Raw genomic sequence first — 19,182 nt, 5'->3', positions numbered from 1 at the left:
TAAATAATGGGTGTTAAATGATCGCAATTTTTGGTGGCACTTTCGACCCCGTCCATTTAGGCCATCTAAATATGGCGCAGCAATGCGTTAATGCGTTTAATTTAGTTACGCTTTATTTTATGCCATGTGCACTCCCTGCACATAAAGCAGCGCCGGGAATTAGTACGCAGCACCGTATTAATATGTTAAACGCAGCCATTGCACCTTATCCTCATTTTGAACTCGATTTAAGAGAGCTTAACCGAGCTGGTCCATCGTATTCACTACTTAGTTTGCAAGAACTTCGTAAAGAGCACCCCACTACACCTATTTTATTTTTAATTGGTATGGACTCATTTAACAATCTCGATAAGTGGTTTGAGTGGAAGGCAATAACACAGCTTTGCCATATTGTGGTGTACCAGCGCCCTGCTCAACATTGCATTGTAAAAGGTGAGCTCAAAAGCTATATGCAACGCGCAAATGCCAGCGAAGTCGCGGCACTAAAACACTCACTTGCAGGTAAACTTTATTTTTTACCCGGCGAAATGCTCGATGCGGCCTCAAGTACAATTCGCAAGCAGCTAAAAAAAAGTAATAAAAAGAATGAACTATTGCCCGACGCAGTGAGTCATTACATAGAAGTGCATCAGCTCTATCAAATTGATGCTTAAAAACTCCTAGCGTGTTAAAATGCGCGCCATTAAATTTTTAAATTGAGACAAAACCTTGGATTCAAAACAACTACTCGCCTTTGCAATGGATAAAATTGACGATATGAAAGCGCGTGACATCGTTCATATTGACGTAACTGAAACATCAGATATTACAGATTACATGGTAATTTGTTCTGGTACTTCTAAACGCCACGTACAGTCAATTGCCGATCACTTAGCAAAAGAAGCGCGTCATGCAGATTCAGAGCCACTAGGTTATGAAGGTGAAGGCGACGGCGAATGGGCACTGGTTGATTTAGGTGATGTGGTTGTACACGTGATGCAAAACGAAGCACGTAGCTATTACGATCTAGAAAAACTGTGGGGCTAAACGCTCACTCATTTTAGACAATGCTTGGAAGTAATACGTGAAAATACAAATGATTGCTGTTGGTACTAAAATGCCAGCATGGGTAGAAACGGGATTTGCAGAATATCAGCGCCGTTTCCCTAAAGATATGGCGCTAGAGTTAATCGAAATTCCAGCCGGTAAACGTGGTAAAAATGCAGATATAAAGCGTATTTTACACATTGAAGGTGAAAAAACATTAGCGGCTATTCCAAAAGGCAATCGTATTGTAACGTTAGAGGTAACAGGGAAAGCACTCGATACTCACCAACTTGCTAAAAATATGGAAAAATGGCAACTCGATGGCCGCGATGTAAGTTTACTTATTGGCGGACCTGAAGGACTTGCTCCAGAGTGTATTGCAGCGTCTGAGCAAAAATGGTCGTTATCTAATTTAACATTGCCGCATCCTTTGGTGCGTATAATTGTTGCAGAGAGCCTTTACCGAGGCTGGAGCTTAAATAACAACCATCCTTATCATCGCGAGTAACCCCTTGCCATGCTAAAACATAGACCCACTATTCGTGACCACTCCGCAGAAGCAAACTTATTTGCTAGGCGAGCATTCGTGGGTTTTGTTTTTGTATTAGGATTAGTCGCAGTATTGCTTTCTAATCTTTATACTATTCAGGTCGAAGATCACCAAGACTACCAAACCCGCTCCAACGATAATCGTATTAAAGTTATTCCTATTGCACCCAACCGTGGTTTAATTTACGACCGTAACGGTGTGCTACTTGCTGAAAACAAACCTGTTTACAACCTTGAGGTCATCCCCGAAGAGGTAGACGACCTTGACGAATCGCTTGATCAAATAAGTAAAATAATTGCGATTACAGAGCAAGACAAACAAGACTTTTTAAAAGATATAAAACACACCCGTCGTTTTAAATCACAAGTATTAAAAGCCCGCTTAGACGAAACAGAAGTGGCGAAATTTTCGGTTAATCAACATAAATTCCCTGGTTTTAGCATTGAGGCACGCCTTGCACGCTACTACCCATTTGGCGACACACTAACGCATGCGCTCGGTTACGTTGCCAAGCTTAATAGAAAAGAGCTAAACCAATTAGGACAAGAAGACCGTGCAACCAATTACCGCGCCACACATGATATTGGCAAACTCGGCATAGAAAAATATTACGAAGAAACACTGCACGGTAAAGTAGGCTCACAACGGGTAGAAGTTAATAACCGTGGCCGTGTAATACGCACCCTGAGCATGACCCAACCGCAACCTGGTAGCGACTTAGTACTTACTTTAGACGTTGGCTTGCAACAAATAGCACAACACGCGCTTAAAGATATGCGCGGCGCTGTTGTAGTTATGGACGCCAAAGATGGCGGCGTGCTGGCACTTTATTCAAACCCAAGTTACGATCCAAACTTATTTGTACACGGCATTAGCAGCAAAAATTATAAAGCGCTGCTTAACCAAGACCGGCCATTAATAAACCGTACTACGCAAGGTCGTTATGCGCCGGCCTCTACTGTAAAGCCATTAATGGCTGTATTAGCGCTTGAAGAAAATATAGTAAATGAAACAACATCAATGTGGGATCCAGGCTTTTTTGAAATACGAAACGTAGAGCATAAATGGCGAGATTGGAAACGTTGGGGCCATGGTCATGTAGATGTATACAAAGCCATTGAAGAGTCGTGTGATACCTATTTTTACGATGCGGCTTATCGATTAGGCATTACTAAAATAAGCGATTTTATGGCCCGTTTTGGCTACGGTGATTTGTCAGGTATTGATATTCACGAAGAAACTACTGCTATTCTACCTTCAAAAGAATGGAAAGAAGGACGCTTTAAAGAGTCTTGGTGGCCTGGTGACACAATTTCTGTAGGCATTGGCCAAGGTTATTGGACTGCCACACCTATTCAAATTGCAAATGCAACTAACATATTAGTTAATCGTGGTATTAATCACCCCCCTCATTTGGTGCAAGTGATAAAAAAAGATAACGACATAACGCAAATTAACAACGAAGAAAAACCCCCAGTTATTTTAAAAGATCCGCGCCATTGGCAAGTATCGTTAGATGCAATGCATAATACAGTACAAAAAATATCAGGCACAGCCCACAAAGCATTTAAAGGGACTAACTACGACTCGGCTGGTAAAACCGGTACCGCGCAAGTAGTTAGTATTGCCCAAGGTGAACGCTACGATGCAGAATCTCTTAAAGAGCGCCAACGCGATAATACAATTTATGTAGGCTTTGCACCTTATAGCGATCCTAAAATTGTGGTTTCTGTTGTGTTAGAAAACAACCACGGCGGCATTCAAATAGCTCGCCAACTTATGGATTACTACTTTGCAGCCAATCCTGTTAATCTTGCAAGGAACGAGACACCATGACCGCTTTGCACGATAAACGCTCTATTTGGATGCGTATGCACCTAGACCTACCGCTGCTTATTGCACTACTTATAATGATGGCTGGCAGCATAATGGTTGTTTACAGTGCAAGCGGGCAAGAGTCTTCTATGATGATTAGGCACATGACCCGCATGGGCGGTGCGGTTGTTGCTATGATTGTTTTAGCCCAGTTTTCGCCTGCCACGTTAAAGCGGTTAGTGATCCCACTTTATTGTGTTGGGTTATTAATGCTAGTCGGTGTACTTTTATTTGGTGTAAGCTCAAAAGGCGCGCAGCGTTGGCTCAATTTAGGGGTGACACGATTTCAACCTGCAGAATTAATGAAGTTGGCTGTCCCGATGATGGTAGCTTGGTATATAGGTAGAAACCACTTACCACCTCGCCCGCTACATTTAATTATTGGTTTTATGATTGTAATGCTCCCTACATTATTAATTAAAGAACAACCCGACTTAGGTACCGCTATACTTATTGCAAGCTCAGGTATATTTGTATTATTTTTGTCTGGGTTGAGTTGGCGTTTAATAGGCTTTTTAAGCTCGATTGTAGCGCTTGCTGCATGGCCATTTTGGCACTACGGTATGCACGATTATCAAAAACAACGTGTACTCACCTTTTTAGATCCTGAGAGCGATCCGCTTGGTTCGGGTTATCATATTATTCAATCGAAAATTGCTATTGGATCAGGCGGCATAGAAGGTAAAGGCTGGTTGCTTGGTACACAATCGCAATTAGAGTTTTTGCCAGAGCGCCACACCGACTTTATATTTTCGGTTTTAAGCGAAGAATTTGGCTTATTCGGCGTATGTGTTTTACTTAGCCTGTACTTATTTATTATTGGTCGTGGTTTATACATTGCTGTTAATGCACAAGATGCATTTGGTAAATTGCTCGCAGGCGCACTCACCCTCACCTTTTTTGTATATGTATTCGTAAACATAGGCATGGTATCGGGTTTATTACCTGTTGTAGGCGTACCTTTACCACTGATTAGTTATGGTGGTACATCGATGGTGACGTTAATGGCAGGATTTGGCATTATTATGTCAATCGCGACAGATAAAAGGATGCTTTTAAAATAATGCGACATACAAATCAGCTTATATTTACCACGTTATTAATTTTGCTTTTAAGTGCTTGTAGTAGCGGTTCTAGTAGCCGTTATAGTATGCGTCATGATGCAGCGCCATTAAGAGCCCCAACTACACTTGAGATGCAAGACGCTATAGTTACTGAAACCACTAAAAGCGCTAGCGCTAGCCGCCCATACACAGTGCTTGGTAAAAGCTATTCGCCCATGCTTGATGAGACGGGTTATAGTGAGGAAGGCATTGCCTCTTGGTATGGTCGTAAATTTCATGGTTATCACACCTCAAATGGTGAAACGTATGATATGTTTGCGATGACCGCAGCGCATAAAACGCTCCCCCTACCTAGCTTTGTTAGAGTAACCAATACAGCAAATGGTAAGTCGGTAATAGTACGCGTGAACGACCGTGGCCCGTTTCATGACGATAGAATAATTGATCTTTCGTACGCAGCCGCTTATAAGCTTGGCTACTACACCCATGGTACAGCAAAGGTTAAGCTAGAGGCCGTTACGCTTGCGGGCGCAACTGCGCGTCAAACCTATATTCAGGTAGCTGCAGGTAGTACACTTGCTAATATTGAAGCACTTGCCAGCACATTGCGAGAGCAATACAAATTACCAACAAATATTGTGCAAAAAGACGATATTTACAGACTGCATTTAGGGCCAATAAAAGATACCCCTCATGCAAACGAAGTATTAAAAAAATTAAAAGAAAATCAATTTCAAAACGCGTTCTTGCTTTACACTCAGTAAGACTAATACCCAAACTACCCCAGGATGCAGAATTCAGCGTTGCACTGGGGCTTAATATCTAGGCGTTACTTTGTAGAAATGGTAATCCCTTTTAAAAAGTAACAACACAGAGAGTAAGCTCCAGTGAAACGCCCTAAGGGTTGGTTTAAAAACGATTTATACTGCGTTATTGATTTGAACAATAGAGTAACTATTATTTGCAATCAATGCCTTGCCTAAATCGTTTTTAACTCCAACTGAAACTCGCATCTCGGGGTAGTTTGGGTATAGAATGGCGTAACGCGAATCTTTAACTTTAACCATTAATGAGTATGATGAAATCTATTAAACATAAAATCCTCAAAGGTGTATGCGGCCTAGTTTGTACAGCCGCCGTATTCTCAGCCAGCGCCCAAATTATTCCGGCACCACCTCAAGTTAATGCGAAAGGTTATTTTTTAGTCGACTTTACAACAGGTAAAGTTATTGCTGAAGGTGAAGCCGATACACAGCTAGCACCTGCAAGTTTAACTAAAATGATGACCAGTTATGTAATTGGTACTGAAATTAAAGCAGGTAATATTGCCACTACCGATATGGTAACGGTAAGCGAAAAAGCATGGGCTAAAAACTTTCCAGAATCTTCAAAGATGTTTATTGAAGTAGGTAAACAAATTAGTGTTGATGAGCTTAACCACGGTATTATTATTCAATCAGGTAATGATGCATGTGTAGCAATGGCTGAGCATATTGCTGGAAGCGAAAGTGCATTTGCTGATTTAATGAATGCCCATGCTGCTAAATTAGGTATGAGCAACAGTCACTTTATCAACAGCCACGGCCTTGATACTGACGAGCACTTCACAACTCCACGCGATATGGCGACACTTGGTGCTGCTCTTATTCGTGATGTGCCAGATGAATATGCACTTTATAAGCAAAAATCGTTTACTTACAACGGCATTAAGCAATATAACCGTAACTCATTATTATGGGATGAAAGCTTAGATGTTGACGGCATTAAAACAGGGCATACATCAGAAGCTGGTTACAGCCTAGTTACCTCAGCAACTAAAAACGATATGCGTTTAATTGCTGTTGTTATGGGTACCTCAAGCGAACGAGCTCGTAAAGTAGAAAGTAAAAAGCTACTTAACTATGGTTTTCGTTTTTATGAAACAATTACTCCGTACAAAGCAGGCGATAGCTTTGCAGAACAACGTATTTGGATGGGTAACAAAGAGAACGTATCTTTAGGTATTTTAGAAGATACACCAATTACTATCCCACGTGGTCAGCATAAAAACCTTAAAGCTAACTTTGAGCTAGATAATACGCTTGAAGCACCACTTGCTAAAGGTACTAAAGTAGGTACGTTATTCTTACAACTAGAGGGCGAAGATATTGCTCAATACCCACTAGTTACACTTGAAGAAGTGGAAGAAGGCAGCTTCTTTAGCAAAATTTATGATTACTTACGCTTACAGATCATGCAGTAATTTATATCTCCCCTATTAACTAGGTAACTAATTTAAACGTCTCCACTGTGAGGCGTTTTTTTTTGCTTGAAAAATGTTAGAATACGCCCCATATAAGCAAGACTGCTAATTGCCTATCTGTATTAAGCTTCAAGCTTGCATAGAGTCCACACTTTTGTATGAGGAGTCACCGTCGTGGTTCAACCTGTTAAAGATACTAAATTTGATGAGTACCTAGAGTACCCTTGCCCATTTACATTCAGAATAATGGGTTTAGCTAACGTAAACTTAACTGATCAAATTTTAGCTAAGTTACAACCAATAGCACCTGGCGATTACGCCCCTAAAGTAAAACCAAGCAGCAAAGGTAATTACGAGTCAGTAAGCCTTGTAGCAACAGTTACTAGTGGCAAACACATTGAAGAAATTTACAACGTGATCAGCAATATTGATGACGTACGCCACATGCTTTAATCCATAGTTGAGATTTGTTGTGAACGAAAACACTTTGATCGTACGCCAACTGGGTCGTCAGCGGTATATGCCAATTTGGCAAAAAATGCAGGACTTTACCGACACCCGTGATGAAAATACGCCAGATGAAATTTGGCTTGTAGAGCACGAGAGTGTATTCACCCAAGGTCAGGCTGGTAAGGACGAACACTTACTAGCTCCTGGCGACATTGAGGTGATTAAAGTTGACCGTGGCGGGCAAGTAACTTACCACGGCCCTGGCCAGCAAATGATGTATGTATTATTTAATCTACGTCGTTTAAAGATTGGTGTACGTGAACTGGTTACTTGGCTTGAAGAGTGCATTATTGAATCACTCGCCGAGTATGGTATTGAAGCTTATGCTAAAGCTGATGCACCAGGTGTATACGTTAATGACAGTAAAATTGCATCCCTTGGTTTAAGGGTTCGTCGAGGTTGCTCGTTTCATGGCTTAGCATTAAATGTTAACATGGACCTAAGTCCATTTTTACGCATTAACCCATGTGGTTATGCGGGCATGAATATGGTGCAAACTAAAGAATTAGATGGTCCTCAAAACCTAGAAAGTGCGGGTGAAGGATTGGTGAAACACATGATCAAGAAGCTTAATGCAACACAGGTTAAGCATACTGAAGGGTTTGAAAACGAATGAATAAACCAGTCAAAATGGAACCAGGTGTAAAACTACGCGACGCAGAAAAAATGGCGTTGATCCCAGTAAAAGTTTTACCTACAGAAAAAACTGAAATGTTGCGTAAGCCAGAATGGTTAAAAATTCGCTTACCTAAATCAACCGATCGTATTGACGGTATTAAAAAAGCGCTACGTAAGCATGGCTTACACTCGGTATGTGAAGAAGCTTCGTGCCCTAACCTATCTGAATGTTTTAACCACGGTACAGCTACCTTTATGATTTTAGGTGCAATTTGTACTCGTCGTTGCCCATTTTGTGATGTTGCACATGGTCGCCCATTAAAACCTGATGCCACTGAACCTGAAAAGCTAGCACTTACTATTAAAGATATGAAGCTAAGCTACGTTGTAATCACTTCAGTTGATCGTGATGATTTACGTGATGGTGGTGCACAGCATTTTGCCGATTGTATTCGCGAGATTCGTAAACATAATCCAACTATTACTATCGAAATTTTAGTACCTGATTTTCGTGGTCGTATGGACCGCGCACTAGAGATATTAATCGAGACGCCACCAGATGTGTTTAACCACAATCTTGAAACTGCGCCACGTTTATACAAACTAGCTCGTCCAGGTGCTGACTATAAATGGTCATTAGAGTTACTTCGTCGCTTTAAAGAAGCTCACCCAGAAGTAAAAACTAAATCAGGTTTAATGGTTGGTTTAGGTGAAGAAATTAGCGAAATTGAAGAAGTGCTTCGCGATTTACGTGCTCACAACGTTGACATGCTAACTGTAGGCCAATACCTACAACCTTCTAAGCATCACTTACCGGTTAAGCGCTACGTGCCACCAGTAGAGTTTGACGGCTTAAAAGCGTATGCAGACGAAATTGGCTTTACTCACGCGGCTTCTGGCCCGTTTGTACGTTCAAGCTACCATGCTGATCAACAAGCAGCGGGTAAAGAAGTGAAGTAATCACTTTCTCAAAAAATTAAAAAAGCCGTTAATGATGCATAATCATTAACGGCTTTTTCATGCTAATTGATAAAATAGCTACTGCGCTATCTTACCTTTTGTAATAGAAAAATCAGCAAACCTAACACGTTCTTCATCAGCGCGAAGGCTGTTGGTTTCAACAATTGAGCGGTATATTCCCCACTTAGGACGAGCAAAATCAGCATCACTAAAGCCGCGCCACATATCTATGTTTTGCTCGCTTATATTAAATATCTCTGCATTATCGCTTAAGCGCGTTAACGTCATATCAAACTTGCCATTTTCACTAAATGTAGCTTGTACAAATACCTCGACCCATTCATCTGTAATGAGTGACCAGTCGGTTTCAATGAGGTTTTTATCAAGCCCTGTGCTGATACCGTTTTCGTCAAAGCCTGCACTATATCGCACTTGCAGCTGGTTACCTGTACTATTTTTTTGCGCACCCGAGAGCGTAATAATAGGCTGATCGTCATTACCATTGGTGTTGTCGTTACTTTCGTTACGGGCTTTTATTTGAAAAAAATGGCTAAACTTACTCGTAAGCTCAAGCTCGCTGCTTACTTTAAATTTCCAGCTATATTGAAATGTCTCACCCTCAAACGCCAGTGTTTCTTGTGGTGATTTATCGTAGGTTTTTATTTCGTTACGTTGTCTATCACTTACGCCTTTGTCTTTATCTTGGTCATCATCTCGGTGAGCTAAAAAGACAAAATGGTTACCAATTATCGTATCGGTATCTTCAATAATATGGACAACACTTTCATGATTGCCACCATATAAGTCTGGAGATTCAATTGACCCTTCGCCGAAGGTATTTTCAATAAGCGTGTATGCGCCAAGCCCCGAATTAACGCCATCTGATCGCAATAAAACGTGTGATATTTTCTCAAAGCCATCAGCTTGAGCTATTGGTGCACCTACAATTGTTATGATAATTTGTGCGCTGGTACCATCTACAGAGTTTACTGTTATTGTATCTTGTAGTGTTTCACTTTCACTTAAAGATGTTATTGAAGCGTTTAAATCGTCAAGTGTGTATGACCAATCTCCACCAGCATTTAAGCTAAAAAAACCATAGCTTGTAGCGCTATTTTCTTGTGCTACAAAAGCAGCTTCACCTGATTGTTGATCCGTAATAGTTAACGAGCCTGTTATTGCATCATTACTATCGCTAATAACTTCACCTAGAGTGTTACCAGCAATTGTTGCAGGAGTTTGTGAAGAAATCGCTTCATTATTTTGCACCGTAGGATCAGAGCCTGAGCTGCCACAACCAGTAACTAAACAAGATAGAAGTATAGCTGTAACTGTATTACAGGGTTTAAGGGTATATTTAGACATGAGTAGTTCTGCGGTTAATAGTAAGTTAATTAAATATGAATTTACCAATTTATTGTACAAATAACCACAATTCAATTACCAATTAACATTACCAATTTACTGATATTTTAAATTTAATTATAAAATCTATTATTTTCATAGTGATACAAAAAATTATTTCTATAGAGTGTTTATTTATATTTGTTTTAAAATAAAATTAGGTTAAACCTGAGTTACTTGAGATAATTAATACTGACATAATTATTTAGGTTCATTATGAAACTATTAGTTCGTAACTTGTCTCGTGCTACCACTGAGCATGAGCTTCGTACTTTATTTGCAGAGCACGGTAAAGTGACTACCTGTAACTTGGTACTTGATAAAGAAACTGGCCAATCTAAAGGTTTTGCCTTTGTAGAAATGCCAAACGACATAGAAAGTAAAAGCGCAATTACTGCACTTAACCAATCTACTGTTGATAAAAGTAAGATCCGCGTAAAACTTGCAGACGCATAAAGCTAGCTGCAACCTATGCAAAAAAACCAGCTAATGCTGGTTTTTTGCTTTTAGTGCCAAGTATTAAGTATTGTATTTAAGCTTTATATTTAGCTAAAAAAACTAAGCGGTTATTAAACCGCTTTTTTATACTTATAGTGCCCAGTATTATAAAAGAAGCAGACAGCACAAAAAATGTCTCCTGCTCAGCTAATATTGCAGCAGCAAAAAATGCAATGCCACTAGCTATAAATAAATACCCACTTTTTTTACATTGGCCCATTATATGCTCCTTTAGGTTGTTCGTTATTTATACACTTTATAAAATCAATCTGCAATTGAATGAAAAGTTCTCTATAAAAATTCGACATCGCTGCGGTGCTTCCTTTATATTGAAAGCCTAATTAAATAACAATATGAAGACTATGGCATCTACTCTTTTAAAAAGCGCTAGCCTGAGCTTGCTAGTTGCACTCTTTGGCTGCTCAGAGCCTGCAAGCGAACAAACTCCATTAGAAAATACAGCAGGTGTAAGCCTTAGCAATATTAAACAGCATATTAAAACGCTAGCCTCTGATGACTTTGAAGGCCGAGGCCCGCTTACTCATGGTGAAGTAAAAACCGTAGGCTACTTAAGCGAGCAATATAAAGCGCTGGGTTTAACCGGTGCTTATAAAGGTAAATACTTACAGCCTGTAAAAATGGCAATGGTGACAGCTAATCAGGATATGCAGTTAAAGGTAGGTGATTTAAGCTTTGAATCAGGTAAAGACTTTACCGCACGTACCGAGCAACTTCAGCCATTAATTGATGTACGCAATTCTGACGTTGTATTTGTTGGCTATGGTATTAATGCACCAGAATATAACTGGAATGACTATAAAAATATCGATGTAACTGGTAAAACTGTGGTTGTGCTAGTTAACGATCCAGGCTTTGCTACTCAAAACGACGCCCTTTTTACTGGTAATGCAATGACCTACTACGGTCGTTGGACTTATAAATATGAAGAAGCCGCTCGCCAAGGTGCAAAGGCTGTATTTATTGTTCATGAAACAGCACCTGCGGCATATCCTTGGGGCGTAGTTGAAAGTTCAAACACCGGCACTAAATACACGTTAATGGATAACAATTTAAACGCGTCTAAATTACCGGTTATGGGCTGGCTAACACTTGATGCGACTGAGAAAATGTTTAACGCCGCAAAGCTTAACTATCAAGATTTAAAACAAGCAGCATTAAATAATGACTTTAAAGCGACGCCACTTAACTTAAAAGCAAACCTTGCCTTTAAAAACGAAGTATCACATGCCAAATCGCATAACGTAGTTGCACAAATTACAGGTAGCGAATCACCTGACGAATACGTTGTTATCAGCGCTCACTGGGACCACTTTGGTACTAAACAAACTGATACCGGCCCTAAGATTTATAACGGCGCGGTAGATAACGCTTCAGGCACTGCAGCCACGCTTGAAATAGCACGTATAATGAGCGAAATGAACAAGCAAAAACCATTTAAACGCTCAATTATTTTTGCTAACTTTACAGCAGAAGAAACGGGGTTAATTGGTTCTGAAGAATTTGCATCGGGTGCGGTTGTACCTACAAAACAAATGGTCGGTTTATTAAATATTGATGGCATGAACGTGCTTGATGGCACTGACTACATTTTACAATACGGTAAAGATTTATCGACAATGGAAAACTATTTAGCAAAGGCTGCAAAATCACAAGGCCGTGTTGTTAAAATGGATCCTCGCCCGCAAAATGGCTTGTTTTTTAGATCTGATCATTTCTTGCTTTCTAAGCAAGGCGTGCCTAGTTTATTATTTATGAGTCTGGGCGATACCGACCCTGAGTACATTGCGCATAAATACCATAAAGAAGCAGACGACTACTCAGCTGATTGGTCGTTAGGTGGTGTTAAGCAAGATATAGATCTTATTGTTGATATAGCCACACAGCTTGCAAATAATGGCGATTGGCCAACATGGACGAGCGAGTCTGACTTTAAAGCCAAACGCGCGCAAGATAAGCAATAAATAGCTATTAAATAGTTATTAAATAGAGTTATGTAATATAAAAATCCTCCTACTTGGAGGATTTTTGTTTTAAACGAGCGCGCATTAATAGCGTTTCGGCCTTTGCCCCTAAATAAACATAAATAGCCAGTGCAATTAAAAGCCCTACTACTGCCAGCATCATCGCTATGGCAGGCATTAAATACTCCGATTGCCCCAAAGCCGCTTTAAACATAGTTAACAGCGCCTCAATTGATATAGCAATCAACACAGTAGAGATAAACCGTGTAATAGTGCGCCGCGTAGACGAGTGCCTAAAAATATCCTTATGCATCAGGATTTCTTCTTCGAGTATTGTTTTACCTAAATCAAATACTGCCAATGCCAAGGTGATGTAAATAATGATACTAAAGGGTTCAAGTGGGTCTGATGAGGTATCTACATGAGTTAATAGCGCGTATATATCACTAAAAACGATATTTAGTAAAAATAATACTAAGCAAAATAAGCACGCCACAATAATACCGTAACCCGCCTTGAAGTAAGGCGACATATTAGCGCGCGCAGTATCACCCATTACAAACTCAATAAGCTGCGTTAAGCTCACATCAACGACCAAGTAATGTTGATTATTAATTGGTTTTTTTAGCTCTTTAATCGCCGATATACATAAATGGTTAGTCGCTATAGAAATATAGGGATCAGTAAAGCACACTTTATCACTTGCTTTAGCGTTCAAAAAATAGGGTCGCTCGCTTAAATCTTGTTGATTACCACTTTCACCTAATTTTTTGCTGTATGCGCGTTTAAAGCAGACGTTATTACCCTGCTGCAAACCTTCTGCATTTAAACAATATTGTAACTCTAAAAATGGGTACTGCTTAATCAGATAGCGGGTATCACGCTCATTAGTTAATCCGTCCTCAATACTCATTAAAATAGATTCAAGTAAACTGTGTATTACATGCTCATATTCGTGGTAGCGCTCAACACTACTGATATAACTCATCCGCGCCATTTCAAATACTCATTGACCTAAGTTATAAATAGATTTGCAAGTTTAAAACCAACAATAAAATAATTTAATAATCAGTAACTTGACACTATTCAAACTCAACTTTTGCACTACTTTGGTGACTAAATAGTAATATATTAAATTAAATGCACAAAAAAGCAGCTAAGTATTAATTACTTAGCTGCTTTGTGAGTATGACTGGTAAGGTTCTACATAGAGCTTATTACTGAACCTTCGAAAACTCTTCTTTAGATAACTCGCCATTTCCATCTGTATCTAATTGATCAAAAAGCTGTACTAGTTGCGAGTTTACTTGGGCTTCTGTTTTGCTAATTACGCCGTCGCCATCTGTATCAAAAGAATCAAAATCTACCGCAGCAAACGCCGCTGAAGAAGAAGCTAGGGCTACAAGAGCTAAAGTTTTATGTAATGTTTTCATAATCGTTTCCTTAGGCTTTGGGCCTGATTAGGGGTAAGAAGTCCTTTTCAAAGATCCTTTAGGAGTAAAGTGTCTATAAATTAATATTCAAAAAAATCATTTTCTGTCGGACCACCGCTACTTTGAACATTCAGCTCGTCAAATTGCTCTATCACTTGCGCCGATTCTTCAAAGCGACTAATTGAAGCGTTGTCGTCTGCATCGCGTGTTTCAAAGTCTGTGTTTGCAAATACTACTGACGAAGAAACAATAGCCATAAGTACAAATGTTGATTGTAGCTTTTTCATAATTTAATCCTTCAAAAGTATGCGGTGTCCTAAATAAATTTGCTCTATAGTGCTCTCTAGTCACTTCCTGGTTATTCTTTTTAGTAGGCTCCCTTGCCTACTTAGGTTGTCTTTGGCAACTCAGAATTTAGATAACATCACAGAGCATTAACTGCTTAAGGCTTTAATTTTAGGCCTTAGAAAACTCATCTTCAGATAGCTCACCATCTTGGTTTGTATCGAGTTCTTCAAATTTGCTTAAAAGCTCAGCATCTACTGAAGCTTCGGCTTGGCTGATTGCGCCATTACCATCTACGTCTAACGTATCAAAATCTGTTGCTGCAAAAGCCGCTGATGAAGAAGCTAGCGCCATTAGTACTAATGTTGATTGAAATGTTTTCATAATAGTATTCCTTCATTGGGTTGTTGCGATTAAGGCCTTTGGCTTTCATCACGTTTTGCTTAATACACTCTAGGTATTACAACTTCGGTGCCACTTTTTATTTATTACTTAAAAACAATGAGTTAAATGATATAAAGCGAGAAAAGCTTAATTTGGGGAGGTGTTATTGTTGCTATTTAGCAACAGCTATTTAACTAAAAATAATAAACCATTATAAATCAATTGGTTAAGTTTAATTAAAAAGACACACTTTTGCTAAAAAGCCAATAAGGGGGCGTTTAGGTTAGCCTTCAAAATAAACTGAATATGAACATGGAAATTACATAGGATTTATTTGCGGTTATTAAATAATTAATTTATTTATAATCAGTAAGTTATATTGTTTTTGAAATTTATTATAAAAATTTTGGAAAGATATTTTGAAATTAACTGTTTTGTTGCCAAATGGCGAATTTATCTAGGAAGGTTTCAATGCTAAAGCTAAGTTGTAGCATTAAACTCATAATTTAATGCGTTGTAAAGCATAGGTTCGCTTGAGTTAAACAGACCTACATCGTGTGCCAGCTATTGGAGTGAGGTAAATTATATAGATTTAAACTACTTCCACCCTTGCAGCCACTTTTGGTTATCTTTTAAATCTCGCCAACTAATTGGATATTGATTTTTTGACATAACAGCCTCAGTAATACATTCAATTACATTGCCGTCTTCATCAAATTCCACCTCAACAATAATGAAGTGTTTTTCTTTATTTATAGCAGGTGTTGCGGTCCATTTACTATTCAATAATTTTTTAGGGTTTAGTTTATTCATTTAGTATAACGACTCCTACTCATCTATTTATACAGCTTATATAAGGCAATTATACGACCCCAACACCTACTTAGCTCAGATTACTCTGCAACTAGCTTGCCTTTGTACATTTGCATTTGGCAATGAAAGTCATACTCACCGGCTTCAAGCGCAGGTAGTTTAACTGTGTTGCCATCACCCATTGCCAGCGTTTTACTTATATCAAGCTGTGGAAATACCACTGTTTCGGCGCACGGCGCGCTGTCTTTTCTATCAAAGGTAAGTACAACCTCTTTGTTGGCTGCCACTTTAATGTGTCCTGGCTTATAAACACAGTTATCAACGACTATTGTTTCTTTGTTGTCATCACTTTGTGTTTGCTCTGGTTTGTATAGCCAAAACCAATAAATAATTGCACCTATTAACAGTGCACCACCTATATTAATCATCAACATAATGTACTCCTTAGCTTAAATTACGATTTATTTGGTTTGAAAAAACGTAAGCGATTAGCGTTACTTACCACTGTAAGCGATGAAAGTGCCATAGCTGCACCTGCAACAACAGGGTTAAGTAGGATGCCAAAAAATGGATACAACACGCCGGCTGCAATCGGAATACCCGCCACGTTATAAATAAAGGCACCAAATAGGTTTTGTTTAATATTTGAAATAGTTGCATTACTCACTGCAATTGCATCAGCAAGACCATGTAACGAACCACGCATTAAGGTAATGTCTGCACTTTCTATTGCAACATCGGTACCTGTACCAATTGCAAACCCTACATCGGCTTGTGCAAGTGCGGGGGCATCGTTAATACCGTCACCTGTCATACCCACTATTTCACCATTTGCTTGGCGTTTTGTTACTTCGTTTACTTTGTCATCGGGCATTACTTCTGCAATAAAGTCATCAATACCAACTTGTTTAGCAACGGCTTGTGCAGTGGCTTTGTTGTCACCTGTTAGCATAACTAGGTGGATACCTTTATCTTGCAGGCGTTTAATAGCTTCAACTGAATCCTCTTTAATTGGATCGGCTACTGCAATAATAGCGTGGAGCTTATTATTACTTGCAAAATACATGGGCGTTTTAGCATCACTGGCAAGTGTTTGAGCTTGCTCGGTTGCATCATCAACGGCTACATTGTATTTATCCATTAGCGCTTTATTGCCAAACAATAATGTTTGCCCGTCAACACTGCCGGCTACACCTTTACCTGTAATTGCATTAAAGTCGGCTACTTTACTTAAAGCTAAGCCCTGCTTTTTAGCGTGAGCCGTAATTGCTTGGGCCAGTGGATGCTCTGAGCTACTTTCAAGGCTTGCAACAAGTTGCATTACTGTGTTTTCATCACTGTTATTAAAGGTAACTACATCGGTAACTTGCGGTGTGCCTTGAGTAATAGTGCCTGTTTTATCTAAAATCATGGTGGTGATTTTAGATGTTGTTTGCAGCGACTCACCATTTCGAATTAATATTCCTGACTCTGCAGCTTTACCAATACCCACCATAACCGACATAGGGGTTGCGAGTCCTAGCGCACAAGGACAAGCAATAATAAGTACAGTGGTAACCGCAACAACGGCATAAGCAATTGATGGCTCAGGTCCAAAGTTTAACCATGCAAGGCCTGCAAGCACCGCAATAATCATGACTGTTGGTACAAATATTCCTGATATAACATCAGCTAAGCGCCCTATTGATGGCTTTGAGTTTTGTGCACGCTTTACCATATTGATAATATTGGCAAGTGTGGTTTCGCTACCAATGTGCGTGGCTTTAAATAATAAAGTGCCACTTTTATTAATACTTCCGGCAACGACTTTGTCGCCCGTTTTTTTGCTTACAGCCATTGGCTCACCAGTAAGCATTGACTCATCAACCGTACTGCTGCCTTCAATAACATCGCCATCCACAGGGATTTTTTCACCCGGGCGTACGCGTACTTCATCATTTTTTACAACATCACTAATGTCGATGTCTTGCTCTTGGTCATCGCGAATTACGCGTGCAGTTTTTGGTTGCAGGCCAATTAAGCGTTTAATTGCTTGTGAGGTGCGCCCACGTGCTTTTACTTCAAAAGCGAGCCCTAAACTAATTAAACCGATGATCATCGATGATGCTTCAAAATATACGTGTCTTGCGACTTGTGGTAATAAGTTTGGTGCTATTACTACGAACATTGAATACAACCACGCAGTACCTGTACCAAGCGCTATTAATGTATCCATATTGGCAGCATGGTTTTTAAATGCCTGCCAAGCACCGTTGTAAAATTGCTTACCTGATATAGCCATAACCACAAGCGTGACTATACCCACTAAAAACCAGGCTATTCGTTGTGTGTCGGTGGTCACACTCATATCAAAAATAAGCCCGTATATCATTAACGGTGCACCGACCCCTAACGCTAATATCATATTACGCATTAGCTTTTTGTAATGTGCCTCATCCGATTTTGCTTTTTCATCAAGTGCATCTTGATCAGACTCATTACTCATTGGCTTAGCTGAATAACCAATGTTTTCGACTGCTTTAATAAGCGTGCTTTCGCGGGCTTTACCTTCTACACGGACAGTACGCTGTGCAAAGTTCATTTCTACGTTTTGCGCGCCTTGCACGCTATTAAGGGCTTTTTCAATTTTAGCCACACAACTGCCGCAATTAGCACCTTCAATAATAAAGTTTTGCGCGGTGTCTTTTGTATTAGTCGTCATTACGCTGCTCCTTATTTGCAGAATCGTTTATTGGATCAACAAAAGATTCTATTAAACTACATACGTCACTGGCATTTGCACCATCGGCTGATGTATCCCATTGCGCCAGAGCTGCGTGCATTCTGTTTCGTAATTTTAATGTTTCTTGAAATAGTGCTTCGGTTTCTTCTAGGCGTTTAGTAATGAGTTTACGCGTTAACGGACAAGGACAATTCCCCTGCTCTGACTCGCCTATAATGTGTTGAATATCTTTGAGTGAAAAACCAAGTTGACGAGAGCTAATAATAAACTTTAAACGCTGCTGGTCTTGCTTTGTATACTCTTGATAGCCATTTTCTTCACTGCGTATTGGGTTAAGTAACCCAACACGTGTGTAATGACGAACAGTATCGGCAGTCACGCCCATTAACTTGGCGAGTTGTTTAACATACATAATTTAGCTCCGTCGTGTTTCAGTAGCTTCATAATAAACCTAGGTGCAACACATAGGTCAATGACTATTTTAAAACTAATAAAATAATACCAATTCGCTTAATTAAGTAACCTATTTAAGACAAGAAAATAGTGTTGATAACAAGGCAAAGGTTTCGTTATTTAGTTGTTATCACTAATTGCCTCTGCATCCATGCAGTCGTATATCAAAATGTTTAACGCAGTTAACACCGAATTTAATCCCTCAAATTGATTAAGTATTGTTGCTCATTGGTATAGTGACACAAACATAATTAACTTAAGCTGATATCGGCCGTGTATTATCTGGAGGGGGGTAATTTAGGAGAGAAGCGCCTAAGTAAGGCGCGTATTAATCTAAGGGCGTGTTGATCATTGGTGGTTTAA

The 19,182-nt window shown here is 39.6% G+C and carries 21 protein-coding genes; 12 read left to right on the top strand and 9 right to left on the bottom strand.

The window, feature by feature from the left end; genetic code table 11:
* Nucleotides 1-17 precede the first annotated feature (17 nt).
* The 10 genes from nadD to lipA all read left to right on the top strand — a co-directional run bounded on the left by nadD (nt 18) and on the right by lipA (nt 8,845).
* The gene (nadD, locus tag H5122_RS00540; RefSeq protein ID WP_182682068.1) at nt 18-653 is read left to right on the top strand and encodes a nicotinate-nucleotide adenylyltransferase; all 636 of its coding nucleotides are present in this window, start codon (nt 18-20) and stop codon (nt 651-653) included.
* Between the two features lie 55 nt (nt 654-708).
* Nucleotides 709-1,026: a ribosome silencing factor gene (rsfS, locus tag H5122_RS00535; protein ID WP_002958523.1), complete on the top strand. Its 318-nt coding sequence runs from the start codon at nt 709-711 to the stop codon at nt 1,024-1,026.
* Between the two features lie 37 nt (nt 1,027-1,063).
* Nucleotides 1,064-1,534 (top strand): 23S rRNA (pseudouridine(1915)-N(3))-methyltransferase RlmH, encoded by a 471-nt coding sequence (gene rlmH, locus H5122_RS00530; protein WP_002958522.1) that lies wholly within the window; start codon nt 1,064-1,066, stop codon nt 1,532-1,534.
* 9 nt (nt 1,535-1,543) lie between these two features.
* Nucleotides 1,544-3,412 (top strand): penicillin-binding protein 2, encoded by a 1,869-nt coding sequence (gene mrdA, locus H5122_RS00525; RefSeq protein WP_182682067.1) that lies wholly within the window; start codon nt 1,544-1,546, stop codon nt 3,410-3,412.
* Entirely contained in the window at nt 3,409-4,515 is a 1,107-nt protein-coding gene (gene rodA, locus H5122_RS00520; protein ID WP_182671323.1) for a rod shape-determining protein RodA, read from the top strand. The genes mrdA and rodA overlap by 4 nt, the downstream gene beginning before the upstream one ends.
* Nucleotides 4,515-5,279 carry a septal ring lytic transglycosylase RlpA family protein gene (locus tag H5122_RS00515; protein WP_182682065.1) on the top strand — a complete coding sequence of 255 codons (765 nt, stop codon included), beginning with the start codon at nt 4,515-4,517 and terminating at the stop codon, nt 5,277-5,279. Before rodA ends, H5122_RS00515 begins: the two co-directional genes overlap by 1 nt.
* A 314-nt stretch (nt 5,280-5,593) precedes the next feature.
* Nucleotides 5,594-6,757, top strand: a complete 1,164-nt coding sequence (locus tag H5122_RS00510) for a serine hydrolase (protein ID WP_002958518.1) — start codon at nt 5,594-5,596, stop codon at nt 6,755-6,757.
* 174 nt (nt 6,758-6,931) lie between these two features.
* Nucleotides 6,932-7,210, top strand: coding sequence for a DUF493 family protein YbeD (gene ybeD / locus H5122_RS00505; RefSeq protein ID WP_002958517.1), 279 nt, complete (start codon nt 6,932-6,934; stop codon nt 7,208-7,210).
* Between the two features lie 19 nt (nt 7,211-7,229).
* Nucleotides 7,230-7,883, top strand: coding sequence for a lipoyl(octanoyl) transferase LipB (gene lipB / locus H5122_RS00500; RefSeq protein ID WP_010554695.1), 654 nt, complete (start codon nt 7,230-7,232; stop codon nt 7,881-7,883).
* Nucleotides 7,880-8,845 carry a lipoyl synthase gene (gene lipA, locus H5122_RS00495; RefSeq protein WP_002958515.1) on the top strand — a complete coding sequence of 322 codons (966 nt, stop codon included), beginning with the start codon at nt 7,880-7,882 and terminating at the stop codon, nt 8,843-8,845. The genes lipB and lipA overlap by 4 nt, the downstream gene beginning before the upstream one ends.
* A 78-nt stretch (nt 8,846-8,923) precedes the next feature.
* On the opposite strand, the gene H5122_RS00490 is transcribed toward lipA, so the two are convergent.
* Nucleotides 8,924-10,210: a VCBS domain-containing protein gene (locus H5122_RS00490; RefSeq protein ID WP_182682064.1), complete on the bottom strand. Its 1,287-nt coding sequence runs from the start codon at nt 10,208-10,210 to the stop codon at nt 8,924-8,926.
* Nucleotides 10,211-10,465: 255 nt separating this feature from the next.
* On the opposite strand from H5122_RS00490, the gene H5122_RS00485 reads away from it, so the two are divergent.
* Nucleotides 10,466-10,705 carry an RNA-binding protein gene (locus tag H5122_RS00485; protein WP_002958513.1) on the top strand — a complete coding sequence of 80 codons (240 nt, stop codon included), beginning with the start codon at nt 10,466-10,468 and terminating at the stop codon, nt 10,703-10,705.
* A 404-nt stretch (nt 10,706-11,109) separates the two neighbouring features.
* Entirely contained in the window at nt 11,110-12,729 is a 1,620-nt protein-coding gene (locus tag H5122_RS00480; RefSeq protein ID WP_182682062.1) for a M28 family metallopeptidase, read from the top strand.
* Nucleotides 12,730-12,778: 49 nt separating this feature from the next.
* Here the strand turns inward: H5122_RS00480 and H5122_RS00475 are convergent, their stop codons facing one another.
* From H5122_RS00475 to H5122_RS00440, 8 genes are all read right to left on the bottom strand, one after another.
* Nucleotides 12,779-13,726, bottom strand: coding sequence for a PDC sensor domain-containing protein (locus H5122_RS00475; protein WP_182682060.1), 948 nt, complete (start codon nt 13,724-13,726; stop codon nt 12,779-12,781).
* A gap of 220 nt (nt 13,727-13,946) precedes the next feature.
* Nucleotides 13,947-14,162 carry an EF-hand domain-containing protein gene (locus H5122_RS00470; RefSeq protein ID WP_024597051.1) on the bottom strand — a complete coding sequence of 72 codons (216 nt, stop codon included), beginning with the start codon at nt 14,160-14,162 and terminating at the stop codon, nt 13,947-13,949.
* Between the two features lie 80 nt (nt 14,163-14,242).
* Nucleotides 14,243-14,449 carry a calmodulin gene (locus H5122_RS00465; protein ID WP_182682058.1) on the bottom strand — a complete coding sequence of 69 codons (207 nt, stop codon included), beginning with the start codon at nt 14,447-14,449 and terminating at the stop codon, nt 14,243-14,245.
* A 169-nt stretch (nt 14,450-14,618) separates the two neighbouring features.
* On the bottom strand, nt 14,619-14,831 hold the full coding sequence (locus H5122_RS00460; RefSeq protein WP_007585535.1) for a calmodulin: 213 nt from the start codon (nt 14,829-14,831) through the stop codon (nt 14,619-14,621).
* Nucleotides 14,832-15,428: 597 nt separating this feature from the next.
* Complete coding sequence (locus tag H5122_RS00455) at nt 15,429-15,644, bottom strand: TIGR02450 family Trp-rich protein (protein WP_002958506.1); 216 nt, start codon at nt 15,642-15,644, stop codon at nt 15,429-15,431.
* Nucleotides 15,645-15,724: 80 nt separating this feature from the next.
* Nucleotides 15,725-16,078, bottom strand: a complete 354-nt coding sequence (locus tag H5122_RS00450; protein ID WP_182682056.1) for a cupredoxin domain-containing protein — start codon at nt 16,076-16,078, stop codon at nt 15,725-15,727.
* Between the two features lie 20 nt (nt 16,079-16,098).
* The gene (locus tag H5122_RS00445; RefSeq protein ID WP_182682055.1) at nt 16,099-18,345 is read right to left on the bottom strand and encodes a heavy metal translocating P-type ATPase; all 2,247 of its coding nucleotides are present in this window, start codon (nt 18,343-18,345) and stop codon (nt 16,099-16,101) included.
* Nucleotides 18,335-18,778, bottom strand: coding sequence for a MerR family transcriptional regulator (locus H5122_RS00440; RefSeq protein ID WP_010554688.1), 444 nt, complete (start codon nt 18,776-18,778; stop codon nt 18,335-18,337). Before H5122_RS00440 ends, H5122_RS00445 begins: the two co-directional genes overlap by 11 nt.
* Nucleotides 18,779-19,182: the final 404 nt, after the last annotated feature.

This window comes from Pseudoalteromonas sp. SG43-8 (assembly GCF_014164245.1).
Lineage (GTDB): Bacteria > Pseudomonadota > Gammaproteobacteria > Enterobacterales > Alteromonadaceae > Pseudoalteromonas > Pseudoalteromonas distincta.
Note: the sequence above shows the minus strand (reverse complement) of the source record. Positions and strands in the feature narration are given on the sequence as shown.